Source organism: Curtobacterium sp. UNCCL20, assembly GCF_900101675.1.
Lineage (GTDB): Bacteria > Actinomycetota > Actinomycetes > Actinomycetales > Microbacteriaceae > Curtobacterium.
This window is the reverse complement of sequence record NZ_FNKG01000004.1, coordinates 277,951-299,383: the sequence shown is the minus strand read 5'-3', so window position 1 is coordinate 299,383 and position 21,433 is coordinate 277,951. Positions and strand designations below refer to the sequence as shown.

Below are 21,433 nucleotides of genomic sequence, written 5' to 3'. Positions count from 1 at the left end.
TCCATGCCGAGTGCCCTCCCGATCGCCGATCCCGCTCCCTCGGACGGGCTGATCGTCCCGGCGTCCGATGTGGGGCAGGTGCCGTTCGGCGTGTACGTGCACGTGCCCTTCTGCCGGGTGCGCTGCGGCTACTGCGACTTCAACACGTACACGGCGTCCGAGCTCCGCGGCGTACGCCGTGACGACTACGCCGGACACGCCGTCCGCGAGATCGAGTGGGCGGCCACGGTGATGGACCGCTCGGGCGTGCCGCGGCGACCGGTGTCGACGGTGTTCTTCGGCGGCGGCACCCCGACGATGCTCCCGGCGTCCGACCTGGTGATGATCCTCCGCGCGATCGACGACACCTGGGGGATCCTGCCCGGGGCCGAGGTCACGACCGAGGCCAACCCGGACTCGGTCGACGCGTCCTCGCTGGAGACCCTCCGCGCGGGCGGCTTCAACCGCGTCAGCTACGGGATGCAGTCGGCGGTGCCGCAGGTGCTCGGCACGCTCGACCGGACGCACGACCCCGAGCGGGTGCCGCTCGTGGTGGACCTCGCGAAGCAGCAGGGCCTCGACGTGTCGCTCGACCTCATCTACTCGACGCCGGGGGAGTCCCTCGACGACTGGCGCACCTCGCTCGACGCGGCGCTGGCGTGCGAGCCGGACCACGTGTCGGCCTACTCGCTCATCGTCGAGGACGGCACCGCGATGGGCCGGATGGTCGCCCGCGGTGAGTTGCCGGCCCCGGACGACGACCTGGCTGCGGACATGTACGAGCTGGCCGACCAGGTCCTCGGCGACGCCGGGTACTCCTGGTACGAGGTCTCGAACTGGGCCCGCGGCGCCGCCCACGCGAGCCGGCACAACCTGTCCTACTGGAAGGGGTACGACTGGTGGGGCGTCGGTCCGGGCGCGCACTCCGCGGTCGCCGGCACGCGCTGGTGGAACGTGAAGCACCCGGCCGCGTACGCGAACCGGGTGCTGTCGGGGGAGTCGCCGGCCGCCGGTCGCGAGACCCTCGACGACGAGACCCGGTACGTCGAGCGCGTGCTGCTGGCGGCGCGCGTCCGTGGCGAGCTCGCCACCGCGGAACTCCGCCAGGAGGCCCGTGGCCGCGTCGCGGGGCTCATCGCCCGTGGGCTGGTGGACGGGTCGGCCGCGGTGCGGGGGCGGATCGAGTTGACGCTGCAGGGTCGCCTCCTCGCGGACGCGGTGGTGCGGGAGCTGCTCGACTGAGCGCGCTTCCTACTGCTTGATGAACTCGATCGAGAGCGGGTATCGGTAGAACTCGCCGCGGTTCGCAGCAACCGCCGCCATGATGCCGAAGATGATCGTGATGATGCCGATCACCGGCACCAGGAGCGCGCCGATCAGCACGATCGTCAGGATGCCCGCGACGACGTACGCGATGGCCATCGTGATGTGGAAGTTCAGGGCCGCACGCGTGTGCTCGCGGATGAACCCGCCCCGGTCCCGGAGCACCAGGTAGGCCACGAGCGGCACGATGAAGTTGAAGAAGATCCCGCCGATGTGCGTCAGGGTCGCCCAGAGCCGCTGGTCCTCGGGGGACATCGGCTGCGGCGGCGTGTAGCCGCCGGGGTACTGCGGGCCGCCGGGGCCCTGGGGTCCGCCCGGCTGCTGTCCGTAGGGTCCGCCGGGCTGCTGTCCGTAGCTCATGCCCAGAGCGTATCGGGAGGCTGTGGAGAAGTCCCGGTCCGTCGGTGGTCGGGCGTAGGATCAGCAGTCGACACGTCCGAGTGCCAGAACGAGTGGAAGGGGTCCGGGTTGGTCAGCGAACGCTCCCTCGAGGTCCTCAAGGCCATCGTGCGGGACTACGTCGCCTCGCGCGAACCGGTGGGTTCGAAGACGATCGTCGAGCGGCACGCCTTCGGGGTCAGCGCCGCCACGATCCGGAACGACATGGCCCAGCTCGAGGACGAGCAGCTCATCGCGGCGCCGCACACCTCGTCCGGCCGCGTCCCGACGGACAAGGGCTACCGCGTGTTCGTCGACCACCTCGCCGGTGCCCGGCCGCTCTCCAGCGCTCAGCGGCACGCGATCGAGACGTTCCTCGGCGCCCCGAACGACCTCGACGAGGTCCTTGGCCGGACCGTCCGTCTCCTCAGCCAGCTCACCAACCAGGTCGCCCTCGTGCAGTACCCGTCGATGGTGCGGGCGCGGGTGCAGCACATCGAGCTGGTCCGCCTCGGCGACGCCCGGCTCATGGTCGTCCTGATCACCGACACCGCCCGGGTCGAGCAGCGCGTGGTCGAGACCGACGTCGTCCTCGACGAGGTGGCGCTCACCGAACTCCGCACCGTCGTCAACGGCGCGACCGTCGGGCTCCTGCTGCAGGACGTCTCGGCGGCGCTCCGCGCGGTGCCCCAGCAGATCCGGCCGGACGCCCAGCCGCTCGCGGGTGTCGTCGTCGCGACCCTCATCGAGCAGGTCGCCGCGAACCGGCAGGATCGTCTGGTGATGGCGGGCGCGGCGAACCTCGCCAAGAGCGAACAGGACTTCTCCGGCGGCCTCTTCCCCGTGCTCGAAGCGATCGAGGAACAGGTGACCTTGCTCCGGTTGTTCGGGGAGATGCAGATCGACGACGTCGCCGTCGCGGCACGGATCGGCGTCGAGAACGCCGAGTACGGGCTCGACGCGACGAGCATCGTGGCGGGCGGCTACCTGGCCCGCGGCGAAGTGGCGCGGCTCGGTGTGCTCGGGCCCACCCGGATGGACTACGGCACGAACATGGCCGCCGTCCGCGCCGTCGCACGGTACCTGTCCAAACTCCTGGGCGAACATTGACCGGCCGGCACACTCCGGGCCGGCCACTGCCAGACCGACCACGCTCCTGACCGGAGCGACCGGCGGGGGCGATCCGTGCCTCCAGTACGACCCGCGGCGACCGCCGCACCGAACCGAACCGACCGAAACCGACTGAGGGATACGTGGCAGACCACTACGACGTCCTCGGCGTCCAGCCGGACGCCTCCGATGCCGACATCAAGAAGGCGTACCGCCGCCTGGCGCGCGAGCTGCACCCGGACGTGAACCCGAGCCCGGACGCCGCCGAGCGCTTCAAGGACGTGACGCACGCGTACGACGTGCTGAGCGACCCGGAGCAGCGGCGTCGGTACGACGCCGGACCGCAGGCCGACAGCCCGTTCGGCGGCGGCGCCGGCGGCTTCAGCGACATCTTCGACGCGTTCTTCGGCGGCGGTGGCGGCGGAGGCCGTGGCAACGGACCACGCAGCCGCGCCGAGCGTGGGCAGGACGCCCTGCTCCGCATCGACGTCGACCTCGACGAGGTCGTCTTCGGCACCCACAAGGACGTCGAGGTCGACACGGCCGTGCTGTGCGAGACCTGCGGCGGCTCCTGCGCGGCGCCGGGCACGCACCCGCAGACCTGCGACATCTGCGGCGGCACCGGGCACATCCAGCGCCAGGTCCGTTCGCTCCTCGGCAACGTGGTGACGAGCGCGCCGTGCGGCACCTGCCGCGGCTACGGCACCGTCATCCCGAACCCGTGCCCGACGTGCCAGGGGCAGGGCCGCGTGCGCGCCCGCCGCACCGTGCCGGTCGACGTCCCCGCCGGCGTCGACTCCGGCCTGCGGCTGCAGATGCCCGGCCAGGGCGAGGTCGGTCCTGCCGGCGGTCCCTCCGGCGACCTGTACCTCGAGATCCGCGTCCGCCACCACGACGTCTTCAGCCGCGACGGCGACGACCTCCTCGCCACGCTCGAGGTGGCGATGACCGACGCGGTCCTCGGCACCACGACGACGATCGACGGTCTGGACGGGCCGGTCGAGCTCGAGGTCCGTCCCGGCGTGCAGAGCGCCGACGTCCTCGTCATCAAGGACCGCGGGATCACCAAGCTCCGCGGCAACGGTCGCGGTGACCTCCGCGTCGGCGTGCAGGTGGTGACGCCGACGAAGCTCTCGCACAAGGAGCGGCAGCTCGTCGAGCAGCTCGCGAAGTCGCAGAAGCCGGCCAAGCCGCAGCTCGCGCGGTTCCAGCAGGGCATGTTCGGCAAGCTCCGCGACCGGTTCTTCAGCCACTGATGGCGTCGCTCTACCTCGTCGAGACGCTCGACGGCGTCGCGGTCGGCGACTCGGTGACGCTCGACGGGGCCGAGGGCCGACACGCGGTGTCCGTCGCACGCGTCCGGACGGGCGAGACCCTGCGCCTGTCCGACGGGCGCGGGGCCGTGGTGACCGGTGCGGTCCTGTCCACCGCGCGGGACTCGCTCGAGCTCGAGGTGGACACGGTGGCGTTCGACGCGCCGCAGCGTCCGTCCCTGACGCTCGTGCAGGCACTCGCGAAGGGCGGCCGCGACGAGATGGCGGTGCAGGCGGCGACGGAGATCGGCGTCGACCGCATCGTGCCGTGGTCCGCCGCCCGCAGCGTCTCGCGGTGGGACGGCGCGAAGGTCGAGAAGGGCCGTGCGCGCTGGGCGGCCATCGCGCACGAGGCGTCGAAGCAGGCGATCCGGTCCCGGGTCCCTGCCGTCGACGCGCCGGTGACCACGGCGCAGCTGGCGGGCTTCCCCGGGGATTCGCGGGTGGTGCTCGTGCTCGACCCGGTCGGTGCCGTGCGGCTGTCCGCGTGGGAGCCGCCGTCCGGAGACGCGTCCGGTGACTCGCCCGTCGACGAGATCGTGCTGGTCGTCGGTCCCGAGGGCGGCATCGACGGCTCGGAGTTCGACCGGCTCGTCGCGGCGGGTGCCGTCCGGGTCCGACTCGGCGACACCGTCCTCCGTACCTCCACCGCCGGACCGGCCGCCCTCGCAGTCCTCCAGACGCGACTCGGCCGCTGGTAGCCGATCGGGAAGACGGTGCCGAGGCGCCGCGTTCTACGATGGAGTCATGAGCACCAGCACGCCCAGCGTCTTCTCCAAGATCATCGCGCGCGAGATCCCGGCGACCGTCGTCGCCGAGGACGACCGCGTGATCGCGATCGAGGACATCGCACCCAAGGCCCCCGTCCACGTGCTCGTCATCCCCAAGACCGAGGAGTACGCGAACGTCTCCGAGCTCGCCGCCGGCGACCCGGACCTCCTCGCCCACCTGATCGCCACCGCGCAGCGCATCGCCGACGAGCGCTCCGACGGTCAGTTCCGTCTCGTCTTCAACACCGGCGAAGCCGCCGGTCAGACCGTGTTCCACGTGCACGCGCACGTACTCGCAGGTGAACTGCAGGAAGGCACCCTTGCCGGTTAACGAACCAGCTCCCTCCCCAGCCGAGCCGACGGACGTCTCCGTCGAGATCCAGGTCGACGGCATCGCCATGGTGCAGTTGCTCGGCCCCCAGGACCGCCTGCTCAAGACCGTCGAACGGCAGTACCCCGGCGTCCGCGTGCTCGTGCGCGGCAACGAGGTCTCGCTGTCCGGACCCGAGCGCGACGTCGCCCGCGCGCACGCACTCGTCGACGAGCTCGTCGGCATGGTGAAGCGCGGCCAGGACATCGGCCAGTCCGACATCCCGGTGTCCGCACGCCTGCTCGACGAGGACCGCAAGCCCTCCGACACGTTCGGCACCCCGATCGTGTCGAGTCGCGGCAAGTCCGTGCGGCCGAAGACCGACGGGCAGCGCGCCTACGTCGACGCCATCGACGAGCACACCATCACGTTCGGCATCGGCCCCGCCGGTACCGGCAAGACGTACCTCGCGATGGCGAAGGCCGTGCAGGCGCTGCAGCGGCGCGAGGTGAGCCGCATCATCCTGACCCGCCCCGCGGTCGAGGCCGGCGAGCGGCTCGGGTTCCTGCCCGGCACGCTGACGGACAAGATCGACCCGTACCTCCGCCCGCTCTACGACGCGCTCAACGAGATGATGGACCCCGAGCTGGTCCCGAAGCTCTTGGCCGCCGGCACGGTCGAGGTGGCCCCTCTGGCGTACATGCGCGGCCGGACGCTGAACGACTCGTTCGTCATCCTCGACGAGGCGCAGAACACCACGCCCGAGCAGATGAAGATGTTCCTGACGCGCCTCGGCTTCGGCTCGAAGATGGTCGTCACGGGGGACATCACCCAGGTCGACCTGCCGGGCAACCTGTCCGGGCTCCGGCTCGTGACGCGGATCCTCGACCGGGTCGAGGACATCCACTTCTCGCGGCTGGGCAGCGAGGACGTGGTGCGCCACACCCTCGTCGGTCGCATCGTGGACGCGTACACCGTCTACGACGAGGAGCGGCTCGCCGAGCAGTCCGGGTACCGCCCGGGCGGCCGCGGCACCGCCCCCGCGCCGAACCCTGCCGGCGCCAACCGTGCCGAGCGACGGGGTCGTCCGCCGGAGGACCGCCAGCGCTCCACGTACCCCCAGAACGACTCCCGAGGAGGGAACCGGTGAGCATCGAGCTCAACAACGAGTCCGGCGTCGAGGTCGACGAGGCCGCCATCCAGCGCCTCGCCGCCTTCGCGCTCGACGCGCTGCACGTCCACGCCGACGCGGAGCTCGCCATCGTGCTCGTCGACGAGGGGGCGATGGAGCAGCTGCACGTCCGGTGGATGGACGAGCCGGGTCCGACCGACGTCCTGAGCTTCCCGATGGACGAGCTCCGCCCCGGCACCGAGGACGAGCCGACGCCCGCCGGACTCCTCGGCGACATCGTGCTCTGCCCGCAGGTCGCCGAGGAACAGGCGAAGACCGCGGGGCACTCGAGCACCGACGAGATGCTCCTGCTGACCTGCCACGGCATCCTGCACCTGCTCGGGTTCGACCACGCGGAGCCGGACGAGAAGGCGGAGATGTTCGGGCTGCAGGGCGAGATCCTCACCGCGTTCGCCGCCCAGCGCCGAGGACGGTGACCTGATGCTGCTCGTCGCCGGCATGCTCGCGGTGGCGTTCGTGCTGGTCGTCCTGGGCGGTCTGCTCGCCGCCTCCGACGCCGCACTCTCCGTCGTGTCCCGCGCCGACCTCGACGAGATCGCCCGGGGCAGCAAGCACCGCCGTGCGATCGAGGCGATCGGGGACGACGTCGGCGCGCACGTCAACGCGCTCAACTTCTTCCGGGTCCTCGCCGAGACCGCCGCGGCGGTCCTCGTGACGATCGCGCTCGTCATGGTGTTCGACACCTGGTGGGTCGCCCTCATCGTCGCCGCGGCGATCATGACCGCGGTGTCGTTCGTGCTCGTCGGCTCGAGCCCCCGCAGCGTCGGGCGTGCCCACGCGGAGCGGCTGATCGGACGGACGGGCGGCATCGTCCGCGGGGTCCGGATCGTGCTCGGTCCGCTGGCCGGGCTGCTCGTCGCGATCGGCGATCGGGTGACCCCGGGCCGCGGTCGCAGCGCCTCGACGGTCTCGAGCGAGGAGCAGCTGCTCTCGCTCGTCGACGAGGCCACCGAGAGCAACGTCCTCGAGCAGGACGACCGGGAGCTCATCCACTCGGTGTTCGAGTTCAGCGACACGCTCATCCGCGAGGTCATGGTCCCGCGCACCGACATGCTCACCGTCGACGGCTCGGACACGCTGTCCGCCGGCATGGAGCAGTTCCTCGCAGCCGGCGTCTCGCGCATGCCGGTCACGGGCAAGGACAGCGACGACGTGCTCGGGGTCCTGTACCTCCGCGACGTCGCCCGTGCCCTGTACGAGCGTCCGGGCTCCGGCTCGCAGCGCGTCACCACGCTCCTGCGTCCGGCCGAGTTCGTGCCGGAGTCCAAGGCAGCCGACGAGACGCTCCGGCACATGCAGGCCGCCAAGAACCACCTCGTGCTCGTCGTCGACGAGTACGGCGGGGTCGCCGGACTCGTCACGATGGAGGACCTCATCGAGGAGCTCGTCGGCGACATCTCCGACGAGTACGACCGCGCCGTCGTCGACCGGGTCGAGGTCGAGCCGGGCCGCTGGCGGATCTCGGCTCGACTGCCCATCGACGAGCTCGGCGACCTGTTCGGCATCGAGCTCGAGGACGACGACGTCGACACCGCCGGCGGCCTGCTCACCAAGGAGCTCGGGCACCTGGCGATCAGCGGCGACACCGTCACGGTCTCCGGCGTCGTGCTGACGGCCGACCGGGTCGAGGGCAAGCGCCGCCACCTCATCACCGTGCTCGCCGAGCGCACCCCGGAACTGGCCGACGCCCGGGACGCCTTCGACGACACCGCCCCCACCACGACGGGAACCACGCACGCATGACCGACACCACCACCCCCTCCGGCGAGCCCTACCGCGCCGGCTTCGTCTCCTTCGTCGGCCGTCCGAACGTGGGCAAGTCGACCCTCACGAACGCGCTCGTCGGCGAGAAGGTCGCCATCACCTCCTCGAAGCCGCAGACCACCCGCCGCGCGATCCGTGGCGTCGTGCACCGGCCGAACGGGCAGGTCATCATCGTCGACACCCCCGGTGTGCACCGCCCCCGCACGCTGCTCGGCGAACGGCTCAACGACCTCGTGCAGTCCACGCTCGGGGACGTCGACGTCATCGGGTTCTGCGTCCCGGCGAACGAACCGATCGGCCCGGGCGACCGGTTCATCAACGACACGCTCGACCAGTACCCGCGGGCGAAGAAGGTCGCGATCGTGACGAAGCTCGACCGCACGTCGAAGGACGCCGTCGGCGAGCAGCTGCTGGCGGTGTCGAAGCTCCGCGAATGGGACGCGATCATCCCGACGTCGGGCACGAAGGGGATCCAGCTCGAGGTCCTGCTCGAGGAGATCACGAAGCTGCTGCCGGAGTCGCCGCAGCTGTACGACGCGTCGACCGTCACCGAGGAGACCGACGAGGAGCGCATCGGGGAGCTCATCCGCGAGGCCGCGCTCGAGGGCGTCCGCGACGAGCTCCCGCACTCGCTCGCGGTCGTCATCGAGGACATGGTCGAGCCGGACGCGGACGAGGACCCGAACGGCCCGCTGCGCATCTTCGCCAACCTGTTCGTCGAGCGCGACAGCCAGAAGGCCATCGTGATCGGCCACCGGGGCGAGCGGCTGAAGGACGTCGGGTCACGCGCCCGTGTCGAGATCGAGTCGCTGCTCGGCGGCCGCCACGTCTACCTGGACATCCGGGTGAAGGTCGCGAAGGAGTGGCAGCGCGACCCGAAGCAGCTCGGGCGCCTCGGGTTCTGACCCGCACGATCAGTCGAAGCGGACCCCGACCTCGGCGAGGAGCTCGGCGAGCGCCGGACCGATCGAGCGGCTGAAGGCCGGCGACAGGTGGACCCGGTCGTCGCGGAGGGCGAGGGTGCCGACGAACGCCGGCGTCCGTTCGGCCACTGCGACGAGTCGTGTGGCGTCGACCACAGACGCTCCAGCCCCGCGCGCCGCTCCGGCGAGGACTCGCTCGCGCGGTCCGCGGCGGACGGTCGCGACGCAGTCAGCGGGTCCGCCGATCGTGGTCCGGCACGCCCGGAGATCCGCTCCGGGCGGCGGCGCGGTCACGACGACGACACGGTCGGCGAGATCCCCGACGCGCAGGAGCATCCTCGCTGCGGCGTGCGCGACCTCGTCGTCATCGGCCGTGCCCGTCCCCGATGGGGCTGCGAACTGTGCTCCGTCTCGCGAGGAGGTGATCACGAGGTCGGGGTGCATCGAGCGGATCGCATCGAGGACCCGCGACCGTTCGGTCGAGCAGTCACGGCCGGGGGTGCCCGCCAGTTCGAGGTCGACGAAGGGACAGCCGTTGCGGGGGAGCGCGACGAGCCTCCATCCGGACGTCGGTCCGAACAGTGGGACGAGCGCCTCGAGCCATGCGCCGGCGATGGAGTCCCCGACGAGGACTGCGGTCCGGGCTGCGTCCGACGGTCCGAAGGTGCAGTGCGACGGCGGCGCGGGGCGTTCCCAGTCTCCGCACCGTCGGACGCCGTCGAGGACGGCGTCGCCCGACCGGAGGTCGCCGACGGGCCAGTCGGACGAACCGATCGCGACTGCGAGGTCCTCCTGCAGCGCCGCGGCGGCCGGGCCCGCCGCGTCGGTCGGCGCGGCCACCGGAACGGGTCGCGCGGGTTCGTGCGTCGCGATGGCCGTCCCGGTCAGTGCGAACAGGGTGACCGAAGCCGTGGCGCACACGACGAGTCGCTGCCGCCGCGACGCCCGGGGCTGCCGGTGGGGGGAACGCCGGTCCCTCCTGCCCCAGACGCGGATCGGCTCCTCGACGAGCAGGTGCGTGAGGACCGCCAGCACCACGGTGAGCGGGATCACCAGCCAGCGGCTCGTCGGCAGGACGGCGGTCAGCAGCACCAGGACGGGCATGTGCCACAGGTAGAGGGGGTAGCTGGCGTTGCCGATCGTCACCAGGGGACGCACGCCGAGGACGTGGCCGAGCGGCGACGCAGCCCCGTGGGACAGCACGAGACAGGTGCCGAGCACCGCTCCGAGCGCGGCGGGGAGCGGGGCCGACACGGTGCCGTCCACGACGACGAACGAGACCACGATGAGTGCGAGGCCGGCCGGTGCGGTGATCGCCGCTGCTCGCGAGCGATCGGTCGCGGGCCGTCGCTGGAGCAGGACCGCGACGAGGGCGCCGGCCAGGAGCTCCCAGACGCGGGTCACCGTCGAGAAGTACGCGGTGGAGGGAACCGGGGACGCCAGGACCGCGGCGGCGATCGAGACGCCCATCACGCCGATCGCCACGGCCGTGAGGGTGACCGCCGGACCGAGTGGCCGCCGTCGGCGACCGAGGCGCAGTGCCCCGAACCAGAGACAGGCGGCCAGCAGCATCGGCCAGACGACGTAGAACTGCTCCTCGACCGAGAGCGACCAGGTGTGCTGCAGCGGCGACGCGGACTCGAAGGAGGCGAAGTAGTCCGTCCCGTTCGCCATGAACCGCCAGTTCGCGAGCGAGGTGACGGCTGCGGCCGAGTCGAGGAGGACTCCTCGGAGTCGCCCCGGGACGGTCGCGGCGACGACGGCGACGGTGACGAGGACGACCGTCAGGAGCGACGGCAGCAGACGCGTCACGCGACGTCCCCAGAACCGCGGCAGCGACACTCGTCCGCGCTCCTCGTGCTCGCGGAGCAGCTGCGCCGTGATGACGAAGCCGGAGACGACGAAGAAGACGTCGACGCCGAGGAACCCACCGCGCGGGGCACCGAGCACGTGGTCCGACACCACCGCGAGCACCGCCAGCGCGCGGAGCCCTTGGACGTCTGACCGGATCCGGAGTCGCTCGCTCATGAGCCGATGGGACCAGTCGGCGATGCCGAGTGCCAAACACTTCGTATGTGTGTGGCTCCCGGGTCATCCGCGGGACGGACGCGCTTCCGGGTTCCGGGCCGTACCGTGGGGTGGTGTTCCGTCCCATGCTGCGCGCGCAGGTCATCACCGACGTCGTGATCGCCGTCGTGCTCGGCGCGCTCGTGCTCGTCGCGACCGGTCGCGGCATCGACTCCCCGCTCTCGTACGTGACCGTCGTGGGGCTGACCGCGGCGCTCGCCCTCCGCCGACTCTCGCCCGGTCTCGCCCTCGCGACCGCCTGGGTGTTCGCCGTCTTCCAGATGGTCACCGGCCAGGTCCCGGACCTCTCGAACCTCTTCATCGCCGGGATCGTGTACACCACGAGCCGGTACGGCAGCCGTCGCGTCCGCCTGGCCGGTCTGGTCTCGGCGATCGTCGGCCCGGTGACGGCTGCGCTCTACCTCGGGTTCGACGACCTCCGCCAGCGTGAAGCCGAGGTCACTGCGACCACCCCCGCGCAGGAGTCGTTCAAGGTCGCGATCGCGTACTTCGCGGTGGTCCTCCTCCTGCTGCTGCTGCCGTGGCTCGCCGGGCTCATCGGCCGCACCCGGCGCTCCGCGAGCATGAGCAGAGAGGCGCAGCTGCTCGCCGAGCGCGACGCCGCGCGTGCCGACCGTGCCGTCGCCGTCGAGCAGGAGCGTGTCCGGATCGCCCGGGACATGCACGACATCGTCGCCCACTCGCTCGCCGTCGTCATCGCGCAGGCGGACGGTGCCCGGTACGCGTTGAAGGCCGACCCGGCGATCGCCGACGAGGCGCTCGGCACGATCTCGACGACCGCCCGCCGCGCGCTCGGCGACGTCCGTGAACTCCTCGGTGCGCTCCGGCACGAGCAGGGCACCGCACCCACCCCGGAGATCGACGACATCGACCGGCTCGTCCGCGAGATGCGCGAGGTCGGGCTCGACGTCCGGGTCGAGCGCGAGGGCGAACCGGACGGGCTCCCGACGACGACCCAGCTCGCGGTCTACCGGATCGTCCAGGAGAGCCTGACGAACGCGTGGAAGCACGGCGAACCCGGCACGCCCGTCCACGCGGCACTGACCTACCGCCCGGACACCGTCGAGATCAGCGTGGTGAACCGCCGCGCCGACGACGGCACCCGCGGTCCCGGCACCGGCCACGGCCTCGTCGGGATGCGGGAACGCGCCACGATGACGGGCGGCACGATGACGGCGGGACCCCGCGGCGACGACTTCGCGGTCGCCGTCCGGATGCCGTCCGTCCCGGCGAGCGGGCAGATGCCGCGCGGGCTCGTCCCGAGCGGCACGACGACCGCCACCACGCCCAGCACGACCACCGCCACGAACCGTCAGGAGCGCACCGGCCGATGAACGACACCCCGATCCGCGTCGCGCTCGTCGACGACCAGGCACTCTTCCGCACCGGCATCCGGATGCTCATCGACTCGCAGTCCGACCTGCAGTTCGTGGGCGAGGCCGGGGACGGCGCCGAGGGCGTCGAGCTCGTCCGCCGCGGCCGGCCCGACGTCGTGCTGATGGACGTCCGGATGCCGGTGATGGACGGCATCACCGCCACGGCCCGGATCGTCGAGGACAGCGGGACCGACGGCGCGAAGGTGCTCGTGCTCACCACCTTCGACTTCGACGAGGCCGCGGCGAAGGCGATCCGTGCCGGCGCGAGCGGCTTCGTGCTGAAGGACGCCGACCCGGAGTTCCTCCTCGCCGCCATCCGCACCGTGCACGCCGGCACCGCGGTGTTCGCCGCCTCGGCCACCCGCGAGCTCCTCCGACGGTACGACGACACGAACGACCAGGCCGTCCCCGTGCCGCCGGCCTTCGCCGACCTCACGCCGCGGGAGCGCGAGATCTTCGACCTGGCCGCGCGGGGGTTCAGCAACAGCGAGATCGCCCAGCACGAGTACGTCAGCGAGGCGACGGTGAAGACCCACATCTCCCGTGTCCTCACGAAGCTCGAACTGCGCGACCGCGTGCGCCTCGTCGTGTTCGCGCACCAGCACGGGCTCGTCACCCGCGCGGAGTGAGGGTCATCCGCTCGGATGACTTCCCCACAGGGAACCCAACCGAGCGGACCATCCACAGGAGCCGACGGACCGACGCGGGACGTGCCTCCCGGCCGTCATGGTGGTGTCATGACCACCAGCCACGCACCGATCATCCGACTCGACCACGTGTCCAAGCACTACGGCGACGCCGCCCGGCGGGTGACGGCGCTGGACGACGTCAGCGTCGACATCGGCGCGGGGGAGTTCACTGCCGTGATGGGACCCTCCGGCTCCGGCAAGTCGACGCTCATGCACGTCGCCGCCGGGCTCGACGCGGTGTCCGCCGGGCGGATCCACATCGACGGGGTCGACATCACCGGCCTCGGCGACAAGGACCTCACCGAACTGCGACGCCGCCGACTGGGCTTCGTCTTCCAGTCGTTCAACCTCGTCCCGACGCTCGACGTCAGCGAGAACATCCGGTTGCCGTTCCTGCTCGGCGGCCACAGGCCCTCGCGCGAGGAATCCGCGTGGATCGACCGCCTCGTCGACATGCTCGGGCTCGGGAACCGCCTGACGCACCGACCCCACCAGCTGTCCGGCGGGCAGCAGCAGCGGGTCGCGATCGCCCGGGCGCTCGCCTCGCGCCCGGCCGTCGTCGTGGCGGACGAGCCGACGGGCGCGCTCGACTCCCGGACGGGCCGCGACGTCCTCCAGATCCTCCGGAACGCGGTGACGGAGTGGGGGCAGAGCGTCGTGATGGTGACGCACGATCCGGTGGCCGCGGCGAACGCCGACCGCATCCTGTTCCTGGCGGACGGCCGGGTCGTGGGGGACCGTCCCGCGATGGACGCCGCCGAGATCTCGACCACGATGCTCGGGATGGAGGCGGCAGCGTGAACGGCGTCCGTGCCTTCGCCCCGACGATCCTCGTCGCCGCCCTCGGCACCACGTTCGGGTCGGCGCTCGTCATCGCGCCCGGCATCGTGGCCGACGCGCTCTCCGCCACCGGCTTCGCCGACCTCGGACCGGTCAAGGCGATCCTGTCCGTCGTCGGGTGGCTGTTCCTCGGCATCGCGTTGTACGTCGGCTCGATCGTCACCGCCAACACCTGCGCGACGCTCATCGCCGGGCAGACACGCATCATCGCGCTCCAGCGGCTCGTCGGGGCCACCGGCGCGACGCTCCGCGCCCGGATCACCCGGACGGGTCTGGCCGTCGGTGTGCTCGGCGGCCTGATCGGAGCGGTCGCCGGCACCGCACTGACGGCACTGTTCGTGATGATCCTGCGGCGTGACGGCTTCCTGCCCGACACCTCGTACACGCTCCTGCCCTGGGAACTCGTGCTGCCGATCGTCGCCGTGGTCCTCACCACGTGGGGTGCGTTCGGTGTCGGGTCCCGCCGGGTCCTCACCGTCACGCCCCTGCAGGCGCTGTCGTCGAGCGTCGAACCGAGCCACGAGGACATCCGTTCCGGCACGGCGCGGAAGGTCTGGGCGATCCTGCTCATCGGCGGTGGCGCGCTCCTCATGCTCGTCGGACTCCTCGCCAGTGCGGCCTCGCCGATGGCGGTCCTGCCGGCTGCGCTGGGTGGGTTCGTGTCCTTCGCCGGGGTCGCCGTCGGCGCCACGATCGTGATGCCGCCGGTCCTCCAGCTGATCGGCCGGATCGGTTCGCGGGACCCGGTCGTGCTGCTCGCCGGCCGCAACGCGATGCGCGCGCCGGGCCGGTCCTCGCGCGCCACGATCGGGCTCGTCATCGGCGTGACCCTGCTCGTCACGTTCGCGGTGGCGCTCGGGATCATGCAGCACGTGCTCGAGGCGCAGCTGCGCGGGCAGCTCGAAGGCGGCAGCCCGGAGCAGCTGCAGGCCATGCGGGACTTCTTCGTGCAGGTCAACGCCGTGGTCAGCGTCATCGTCGGGTTCTCCGCCGTGATCGCCGCGGTCGGGGTCGTCAACGCCCTCGCCCTCGGGGTCCTGCAGCGTCGGCGCGAGCTCGGACTCCTGCGCGTCCTCGGGCTCACCGGGGCGCAGGTCCGCCGGATGATCGTGACCGAGGCCGTGCAGATGGTCGTCGCCGCCGTGGTCACCGGGCTCGTGCTCGGCATCGTGTACGGGTGGATCGGCGGGCAGACGCTGCTCGGCTCGCTCGGCACCCCGGTCACACCGGTGCTGCCGCCGATGACCATCGGGATCGTGGTGGTCGGCGCACTGGTGCTGGCGGTCGCCGCGACGATCGCGCCGGTGCGGCGCGCGATGCGCGTGCCGCCAACCGAGGCCCTCGCGGTCGATTGACGTCGTGCCCTGGTCGCGACCACAGCCGGACTGGAGGCACGGTGCCCGCCCGCCCCGCGCCTCCAGTCCGTCCCCGGGTCACGACCAGGACCCCTGTCACACGAGCGCGGGCCAGTGCTACGGTGGTCGGAACATGTACTCTGCGCTGCTCCTCCTTCGCTGCCGCGACGAGGCCTGACACACCGGCCCACCTCGTCGCGGAGTCCGTCGTGGCCGCTCACCCCACCACACGACGAAAGTGCGACACCATGCAGAACACGCAGCGCCCCTCCGGGATGCCGATCCACAAGTACGTGCCCTTCCACGATCAGATCAGCGTCGAGCTGCCCGACCGCACCTGGCCGACGAAGCGCATCGAGCGCGCACCGCGCTGGTGCGCCGTCGACCTGCGTGACGGCAACCAGGCCCTCATCGACCCGATGGACTCCGAGCGCAAGCGCGCGATGTTCGACCTCCTCGTCCGCATGGGCTACAAGGAGATCGAGGTCGGGTTCCCGAGCGCGTCGCAGACCGACTTCGACTTCGTCCGCTCCCTCATCGACGAGGGCGCCATCCCGGACGACGTCACCATCCAGGTGCTGACCCAGGCGCGCGAGCACCTCATCAACCGCACCTACGAGGCGATCGACGGCGCGAAGCAGGCCATCGTCCACCTCTACAACTCCACGTCGATCGTGCAGCGCGAGGTCGTGTTCCGTACCGACGTGCAGGGTGTCGTCGACATCGCCGTGTCCGGGGCGAAGCTGTGCCGGGCGGCCGAGGCGAACCTGCAGCACGACACGAAGGTGTTCTACGAGTACTCGCCGGAGTCGTACACCGGCACCGAGCTCGAGGTCGCCGTCCAGATCTGCAACGCCGTGCTCGAGGTCTTCGAGCCCACCCCGGACCGCAAGGTCATCATCAACCTGCCGGCCACGGTCGAGATGGCGACGCCGAACGTCTACGCCGACTCGATCGAGTGGATGTCCCGTCACCTCGCGCACCGCCAGGACGTCATCCTGTCGCTGCACCCGCACAACGACCGCGGCACCGCCGTCGCCGCCGCCGAGCTCGGCTACATGGCCGGTGCGGACCGCATCGAGGGGTGCCTCTTCGGCAACGGGGAGCGCACCGGCAACGTCGACCTGGTCGCCCTCGGCATGAACCTGTTCACGCAGGGCATCGACCCCGAGATCGACTTCTCGGACATCGACCAGATCAAGCGCACCGTCGAGTACTGCAACCAGCTGCCGGTGCCCGAGCGTCAGCCGTGGGCGGGCGACCTCGTCTACACGGCGTTCAGCGGCTCGCACCAGGACGCCATCAAGAAGGGCTTCGACGCGATGCAGGCCAAGGCCGACGCCGCGGGGAAGACCATCGACGAGATCGAGTGGGCCGTGCCGTACCTGCCGGTCGACCCGAAGGACATCGGCCGCTCCTACGAGGCCGTCATCCGCGTGAACTCCCAGTCCGGCAAGGGCGGTGTCGCGTACCTGCTCAAGACCGACCACGCGATCGACCTGCCCCGCAAGCTGCAGATCGAGTTCTCCGGCGTCGTCCAGCAGCGCACCGACGCCGAGGGTGGCGAGTTCTCCTCCGAGCGGATCTGGGACCTGTTCCGCGACGAGTACCTGCCCGCCGACGACGAGTCGGACAAGTGGGGCCGCTACGAGATCACGAAGACCGCGACCTCGAGCGACTTCGACGGCACCACGAAGCTCGCCGTCGCGATGCGCGTCGACGAGGGCTCGGTCGACGCGGACGCCGTGGGCACCGGTCCGATCGACGCCTTCCTCTCGGTGATGCGTGAGCAGGGTGTCGACGTCACGCTGTACGACTACTCGGAGCACACGATGAGCGCCTCCGGCGACGCGAAGGCCGCGTCGTACGTCGAACTCGACGTCGACGGCGTGCGGCTGTGGGGCGTCGGGATCGACGCTGACATCTCGACCGCGTCGCTCAAGGCGATCGTGTCGGCCGTCAACCGGGCGGTGCGCGCCGGCGCCGCATCCGGTTCGGCATCTCCGGAGCTCGTCTCCGCGTAGCCACCCGGTCGTCGAGGTCGCACGTTCTGCCGCTCCGGGGCCGCCGGGGCGGCACGACGTGCGATCTCGCCGGGCGCCGGGCGCCGGGCGCCGGGCGCCGGGCGCCGGGCGCCGGGCGCCGGGCGCCGGCCCGGGCGCGGGCCCGGGCCGGGCCCAGGTGCGGGTGCGGGTGCGGGTGCGGCACGCGGTGTCGGTCCGGAGGGGGATACTGGGGGGATGCCGCTGTACCGGGACGAGTGCGTCGTGTTGCGCACCCACAAGCTCGGGGAAGCGGACCGCATCGTCACCATGCTCAGCCGCCAGCACGGCAAGATCCGCGCGGTGGCGAAGGGCGTCCGGCGGACCGCGTCGAAGTTCGGCTCCCGCCTGGAGCCCTTCATGGTCGTCGACGCCCAGTTCTACGAGGGCCGCTCGCTCGACATCGTCACCCAGGCCGAGTCCCTCGGCTCGTACGGCGCCCAGATCGTCGCCGACTACGGGGCGTACACCGCCGCCAGCGCCATGGTCGAGACCGCCGACCGGCTCAGCGAAGCGGACGCCGGGCTCCAGCAGTACCTGCTGCTCGTCGGGGCGTTGCGCTCCCTGGCCCGTCGCGAGCACGTGACGAGTGCCACGCTCGACTCGTACCTGCTCCGCGCGATGAGCATCGCCGGGTGGGCGCCGTCCTTCAGCGACTGCGCGGTGACGGGGGAGCCCGGACCGCACTCCGCGTTCGTCGTGCAGCTCGGCGGCGTCGTCGCGGACCGGGCCGCACCTCCCGGCACGCCGCGGCTCGACCAGGACACCCTCCGGGTGCTCGGCTCCCTGCTCGCGGGCGACTGGAAGACGGTCGACGCGACGGACGAACGGACGCGGTCCCGAGCCTCGGGCGTGGTCGCGGCGTACGCCCAGTGGCACCTGGAACGATCACTCCGCTCCCTGCCCCACGTCGACCGGAGCGAACACCCCGCTCCGGTGGCACCGACCCCCGGCGGCGTCCCGGCCGCGGTCGCCGCCACACCAGCCCCGACCGTCTCGACGCCGGATGCGAACGAAACCACCCCCGGAGGAACCCCCGCATGAGCCCTCGCCGGTACGCCGAGTCCGAGCCGCTGAAGCCCGTCGACTGGACGGGCGAGCAGCCTCCGGCGATCCCGAAGCAGTTCGTGCCGGAGCACGTGGCGATCGTCATGGACGGCAACGGCCGGTGGGCGAACCAGCGCGGACTCACCCGGATCGAAGGGCACCGAGCAGGCGAGGCGACGCTCCTCGAAGCGGTCGCCGGGGCCGTGCAGATCGGGGTGAAGCACGTCTCGGCGTACGCCTTCTCGACCGAGAACTGGAAGCGGTCACCCGACGAGGTCCGGTTCCTGATGGGCTTCAACAGGGAGGTCCTGCACCGTCGCCGAGAACAACTCGATGCGTGGGGGGTCCGGATCCGGTGGGCCGGCCGTCGGCCCAAGCTCTGGCGGAGCGTGATCGACGAGCTGCAGATCGCCGAGCGCATGACCGCGCACAACGACGTCTGCACGTTGACGATGTGCATCAACTACGGCGGTCGGAACGAGATCGTCGACGCGGTCAAGGGCATCGCCGAGGACGTCGCTGCCGGGCGCCTGAAGCCGAGCCAGGTCTCCGAGAAGACCCTGGCGAAGCGGTTGTACGTGCCGGACCAGCCCGATGTGGACCTGTTCCTCCGGAGCTCGGGGGAGCAGCGGACGTCCAACTTCATGCTCTGGCAGTCCGCCTACGCCGAGATGGTCTTCCTCGACAAGCTCTGGCCGGACTTCCGGCGCACCGACCTGTGGGGAGCGATCGAGCAGTACGCACGCCGTGACCGACGGTTCGGCGGGGCGGTGGACGCGCCCACGGCGTGACGGCGGAGCCGAGCCGCGATGCACGCGGCAGCCCCGTCGGCGTGTCACTCGAGGAGACGTGCTGCGGACCGCACCGCGTCGAGTGCCGCGCGGACGCTCGGCACCCGGTCGGCACCGCGGGCGACGACGACCTCGACGCGGCGAGCCAGGTCGTCGTGCACCGGGTCGACGGCGACCTCCGCGGGGATGACCGCGGTCGCGAGTGCCAGCCGCGGGAGCAGTGCGACGCCGAGTCCGGCCGCGACGAGCCCCACGACAGCAGCCGCGTTGTCCGTCTCGAGCACGATGTCCGGCGTGAACCCGGCGCTCGCGCACGAGGCGAGCAGGTGGCCACGGCAGCGCGGGCACCCGCCGATCCACCGGGCGTCGCGGTGGGAGGCGAGGTCCACGACGGTGGAGCCGCCGCCGCCGCCGCCGACGGGCCGGCCCGCGCCGACCGGCGTCACCAGCGCGAGCGGATCCCGGCCGAGCGCCCGGGTGACGAGCCCCGGGTCCGGGACGGCCCCGACCTCGTCCCCGACGTAGGTGAAGGTGAGCGCGACGTCGACCTCGCCGGCGCGCAGCAGATCGAGCGCCTCCGGAGGCTCGACCTCGACGTACGACGTCGTCACCCCGGGAGCCGTCGCGGCGAGCCGGGCGAGCACCGCGGGCACGAGGGCCGAGGACGCGCTCGGGAACCCGGCGAGCCGCACACGGCCACGGGTGAGCCCGCCCACGGCGTCGAGGTCCTCGCGCGCCGCGGTCAGCGCGAGCTGCACGTGCAGGGCGTGTTCGGCGAGCACCTGTCCCGCGTGGGTGAGCGTCGCACCGCGTCCACCCCGGAGGACGAGTGCGTGCCCGAGGCGCTGCTCCGCCCGTGTCAGCAGCTGGCTGACGGCCGGTTGGCTCGACCCGAGGACGGTGGCGGCGCGGGAGATCGACCCGTTGTCGGCGACGGCGCGGAGCACGCGGAGGAGCTGCGGGTCGATGTCGTCCATCACACGATGTTATCCGTGGCACAACGAACCTGCCCTGGTGTGATGACCTGGGCGGGAGGACCCTGGCGGACATGGACACGATCCCCACGGACCCGTTCTGCACCGACGCGTTCCCCGCGGGCCGCGGGTACCTCGCGGCGTGCACCGCCGGCCTCCCGTCGCTCGGCACGCTCGCCGCGCAGCGCGCCGACCTCGACGCGTGGTCGCGTGCCGAGACCACGCCGGCGCATTACGGTGCGCTCGTCGACGAGGGGCGCGCGCTCTTCGCGGACCTCGTCGGCGTGCCGGCAGCGCGGGTCGCCACCGGTTCGCAGACCTCGGTGATGGCCGCCGTCGTCGCCGACGCCGTGCCCGACGGCGCCGAGGTGGTCGTCCCGGACGGCGACTTCAGCTCCGTCGTGTTCCCCTTCCTGGCGCAGGCGCACCGTGGCGTGCACGTGCGGAGTGTCCCGCTCGACGAGCTCGCCGGCGCGGTCGGCCCCGACACCGCACTCGTCGCCTGGTCCGCGGTGCAGTCCGCCACCGGCACGGTCACCGACCCGGCACCGGTGGTCGCCGCGGCTCGGCGGGTCGGCGCCCTGACGCTCTGCGACCTCACCCAGGCCGTCGGGGTCCTGCCCGTCTCGGCCGAACCCTTCGACGTCACGATCACGCACGCGTACAAGTGGCTCTGCGCGCCCCGCGGCGTCGCCTTCATGACGCTCTCCGACACCGCGCTCGGTCGCCTCCGCCCCGTGCAGGCCGGGTGGTACGCGGGCGAGGACGTCTGGTCTTCCTGCTACGGACCCGCCATGCACCTGGCCGACGACGCCCGCCGGTTCGACGTGTCCCCGGCCTGGCAGGCCTGGCCCGGAGCCGTCGCCGCGCTCCGGCACGCGGCCTCGCTCGACCCACACGCGACCTGGAGGCACGCCACCGGACTCGCAGACCGGCTCTGCGAGGCGTTGGGGGAGCCCCGGCAGGGGCACGGCTCGGGTGGGCAGGCGATCGTCACGTTCGCGGACCCCGAGGGCACCGGTCTGCGTGCGCTCACCGCCGCGGGCATCACCGCGTCGGGGCGGGCCGGACGGCTGCGGATCGCGTTCCACCTCTGGAACGACGTGTCCGACGTGACCGACGTCGCGACCGCGCTGGCGGGGGTGGAGCCGGGCGCGTCGGGGAGGTGA

Annotated in this window: 20 protein-coding genes; 17 read left to right on the top strand and 3 right to left on the bottom strand. The window is 71.9% G+C overall.

What is annotated here, in order from left to right; all coding sequences use genetic code 11:
* The first annotated feature begins 3 nt into the window (after nucleotides 1-3).
* Nucleotides 4-1,221, top strand: a complete 1,218-nt coding sequence (hemW, locus tag BLT36_RS17115; protein WP_092097308.1) for a radical SAM family heme chaperone HemW — start codon at nucleotides 4-6, stop codon at nucleotides 1,219-1,221.
* Between the two features lie 9 nt (nucleotides 1,222-1,230).
* On the opposite strand, the gene BLT36_RS17110 is transcribed toward hemW, so the two are convergent.
* The gene (locus tag BLT36_RS17110) at nucleotides 1,231-1,662 is read right to left on the bottom strand and encodes a DUF4870 domain-containing protein (protein WP_254787717.1); all 432 of its coding nucleotides are present in this window, start codon (nucleotides 1,660-1,662) and stop codon (nucleotides 1,231-1,233) included.
* Between the two features lie 108 nt (nucleotides 1,663-1,770).
* Here BLT36_RS17110 and hrcA point away from each other — a divergent pair, with 108 nt between their 5' ends.
* From hrcA to era, 8 genes are all read left to right on the top strand, one after another.
* Nucleotides 1,771-2,790, top strand: a complete 1,020-nt coding sequence (gene hrcA, locus BLT36_RS17105) for a heat-inducible transcriptional repressor HrcA (RefSeq protein ID WP_092096966.1) — start codon at nucleotides 1,771-1,773, stop codon at nucleotides 2,788-2,790.
* Between the two features lie 143 nt (nucleotides 2,791-2,933).
* A complete protein-coding gene (gene dnaJ / locus BLT36_RS17100; protein WP_092096964.1) occupies nucleotides 2,934-4,046 on the top strand; it encodes a molecular chaperone DnaJ in 1,113 nt (370 codons plus the stop codon).
* Nucleotides 4,046-4,804 carry a 16S rRNA (uracil(1498)-N(3))-methyltransferase gene (locus BLT36_RS17095; protein ID WP_092096963.1) on the top strand — a complete coding sequence of 253 codons (759 nt, stop codon included), beginning with the start codon at nucleotides 4,046-4,048 and terminating at the stop codon, nucleotides 4,802-4,804. The genes dnaJ and BLT36_RS17095 overlap by 1 nt, the downstream gene beginning before the upstream one ends.
* A gap of 46 nt (nucleotides 4,805-4,850) precedes the next feature.
* Nucleotides 4,851-5,204 (top strand): histidine triad nucleotide-binding protein, encoded by a 354-nt coding sequence (locus BLT36_RS17090; protein ID WP_092096961.1) that lies wholly within the window; start codon nucleotides 4,851-4,853, stop codon nucleotides 5,202-5,204.
* Nucleotides 5,205-5,271: 67 nt separating this feature from the next.
* Nucleotides 5,272-6,333 (top strand): PhoH family protein, encoded by a 1,062-nt coding sequence (locus BLT36_RS17085; protein WP_254787739.1) that lies wholly within the window; start codon nucleotides 5,272-5,274, stop codon nucleotides 6,331-6,333.
* The gene (gene ybeY, locus BLT36_RS17080; RefSeq protein ID WP_079235757.1) at nucleotides 6,330-6,791 is read left to right on the top strand and encodes an rRNA maturation RNase YbeY; all 462 of its coding nucleotides are present in this window, start codon (nucleotides 6,330-6,332) and stop codon (nucleotides 6,789-6,791) included. The genes BLT36_RS17085 and ybeY overlap by 4 nt, the downstream gene beginning before the upstream one ends.
* 4 nt (nucleotides 6,792-6,795) lie before the next feature.
* Nucleotides 6,796-8,118, top strand: a complete 1,323-nt coding sequence (locus BLT36_RS17075; RefSeq protein ID WP_092096958.1) for a hemolysin family protein — start codon at nucleotides 6,796-6,798, stop codon at nucleotides 8,116-8,118.
* Nucleotides 8,115-9,044 (top strand): GTPase Era, encoded by a 930-nt coding sequence (gene era / locus BLT36_RS17070; protein ID WP_092096957.1) that lies wholly within the window; start codon nucleotides 8,115-8,117, stop codon nucleotides 9,042-9,044. Before BLT36_RS17075 ends, era begins: the two co-directional genes overlap by 4 nt.
* A 9-nt stretch (nucleotides 9,045-9,053) precedes the next feature.
* Here era and BLT36_RS17065 read toward each other — a convergent pair whose 3' ends face one another.
* Nucleotides 9,054-11,090 (bottom strand): acyltransferase family protein, encoded by a 2,037-nt coding sequence (locus BLT36_RS17065; RefSeq protein WP_139166509.1) that lies wholly within the window; start codon nucleotides 11,088-11,090, stop codon nucleotides 9,054-9,056.
* Between the two features lie 113 nt (nucleotides 11,091-11,203).
* On the opposite strand from BLT36_RS17065, the gene BLT36_RS17060 reads away from it, so the two are divergent.
* From BLT36_RS17060 to BLT36_RS17030, 7 genes are all read left to right on the top strand, one after another.
* Nucleotides 11,204-12,484 carry a sensor histidine kinase gene (locus BLT36_RS17060; protein WP_254787716.1) on the top strand — a complete coding sequence of 427 codons (1,281 nt, stop codon included), beginning with the start codon at nucleotides 11,204-11,206 and terminating at the stop codon, nucleotides 12,482-12,484.
* Complete coding sequence (locus BLT36_RS17055; protein WP_092096954.1) at nucleotides 12,481-13,155, top strand: response regulator; 675 nt, start codon at nucleotides 12,481-12,483, stop codon at nucleotides 13,153-13,155. Before BLT36_RS17060 ends, BLT36_RS17055 begins: the two co-directional genes overlap by 4 nt.
* A 108-nt stretch (nucleotides 13,156-13,263) precedes the next feature.
* Entirely contained in the window at nucleotides 13,264-14,016 is a 753-nt protein-coding gene (locus tag BLT36_RS17050) for an ABC transporter ATP-binding protein (protein ID WP_092096953.1), read from the top strand.
* Complete coding sequence (locus tag BLT36_RS17045; RefSeq protein ID WP_092096952.1) at nucleotides 14,013-15,410, top strand: ABC transporter permease; 1,398 nt, start codon at nucleotides 14,013-14,015, stop codon at nucleotides 15,408-15,410. The genes BLT36_RS17050 and BLT36_RS17045 overlap by 4 nt, the downstream gene beginning before the upstream one ends.
* A gap of 248 nt (nucleotides 15,411-15,658) precedes the next feature.
* Nucleotides 15,659-17,434: a 2-isopropylmalate synthase gene (gene leuA, locus BLT36_RS17040; RefSeq protein WP_092096950.1), complete on the top strand. Its 1,776-nt coding sequence runs from the start codon at nucleotides 15,659-15,661 to the stop codon at nucleotides 17,432-17,434.
* 216 nt (nucleotides 17,435-17,650) lie between these two features.
* Nucleotides 17,651-18,496, top strand: coding sequence for a DNA repair protein RecO (recO, locus tag BLT36_RS17035; protein ID WP_092096949.1), 846 nt, complete (start codon nucleotides 17,651-17,653; stop codon nucleotides 18,494-18,496).
* Nucleotides 18,493-19,290: an isoprenyl transferase gene (locus BLT36_RS17030; RefSeq protein ID WP_092096947.1), complete on the top strand. Its 798-nt coding sequence runs from the start codon at nucleotides 18,493-18,495 to the stop codon at nucleotides 19,288-19,290. Before recO ends, BLT36_RS17030 begins: the two co-directional genes overlap by 4 nt.
* A 44-nt stretch (nucleotides 19,291-19,334) precedes the next feature.
* Here the strand turns inward: BLT36_RS17030 and BLT36_RS17025 are convergent, their stop codons facing one another.
* Nucleotides 19,335-20,267, bottom strand: coding sequence for a LysR family transcriptional regulator (locus BLT36_RS17025; protein WP_092096946.1), 933 nt, complete (start codon nucleotides 20,265-20,267; stop codon nucleotides 19,335-19,337).
* Between the two features lie 71 nt (nucleotides 20,268-20,338).
* On the opposite strand from BLT36_RS17025, the gene BLT36_RS17020 reads away from it, so the two are divergent.
* Nucleotides 20,339-21,433, top strand: a complete 1,095-nt coding sequence (locus tag BLT36_RS17020; protein ID WP_092096944.1) for an aminotransferase class V-fold PLP-dependent enzyme — start codon at nucleotides 20,339-20,341, stop codon at nucleotides 21,431-21,433.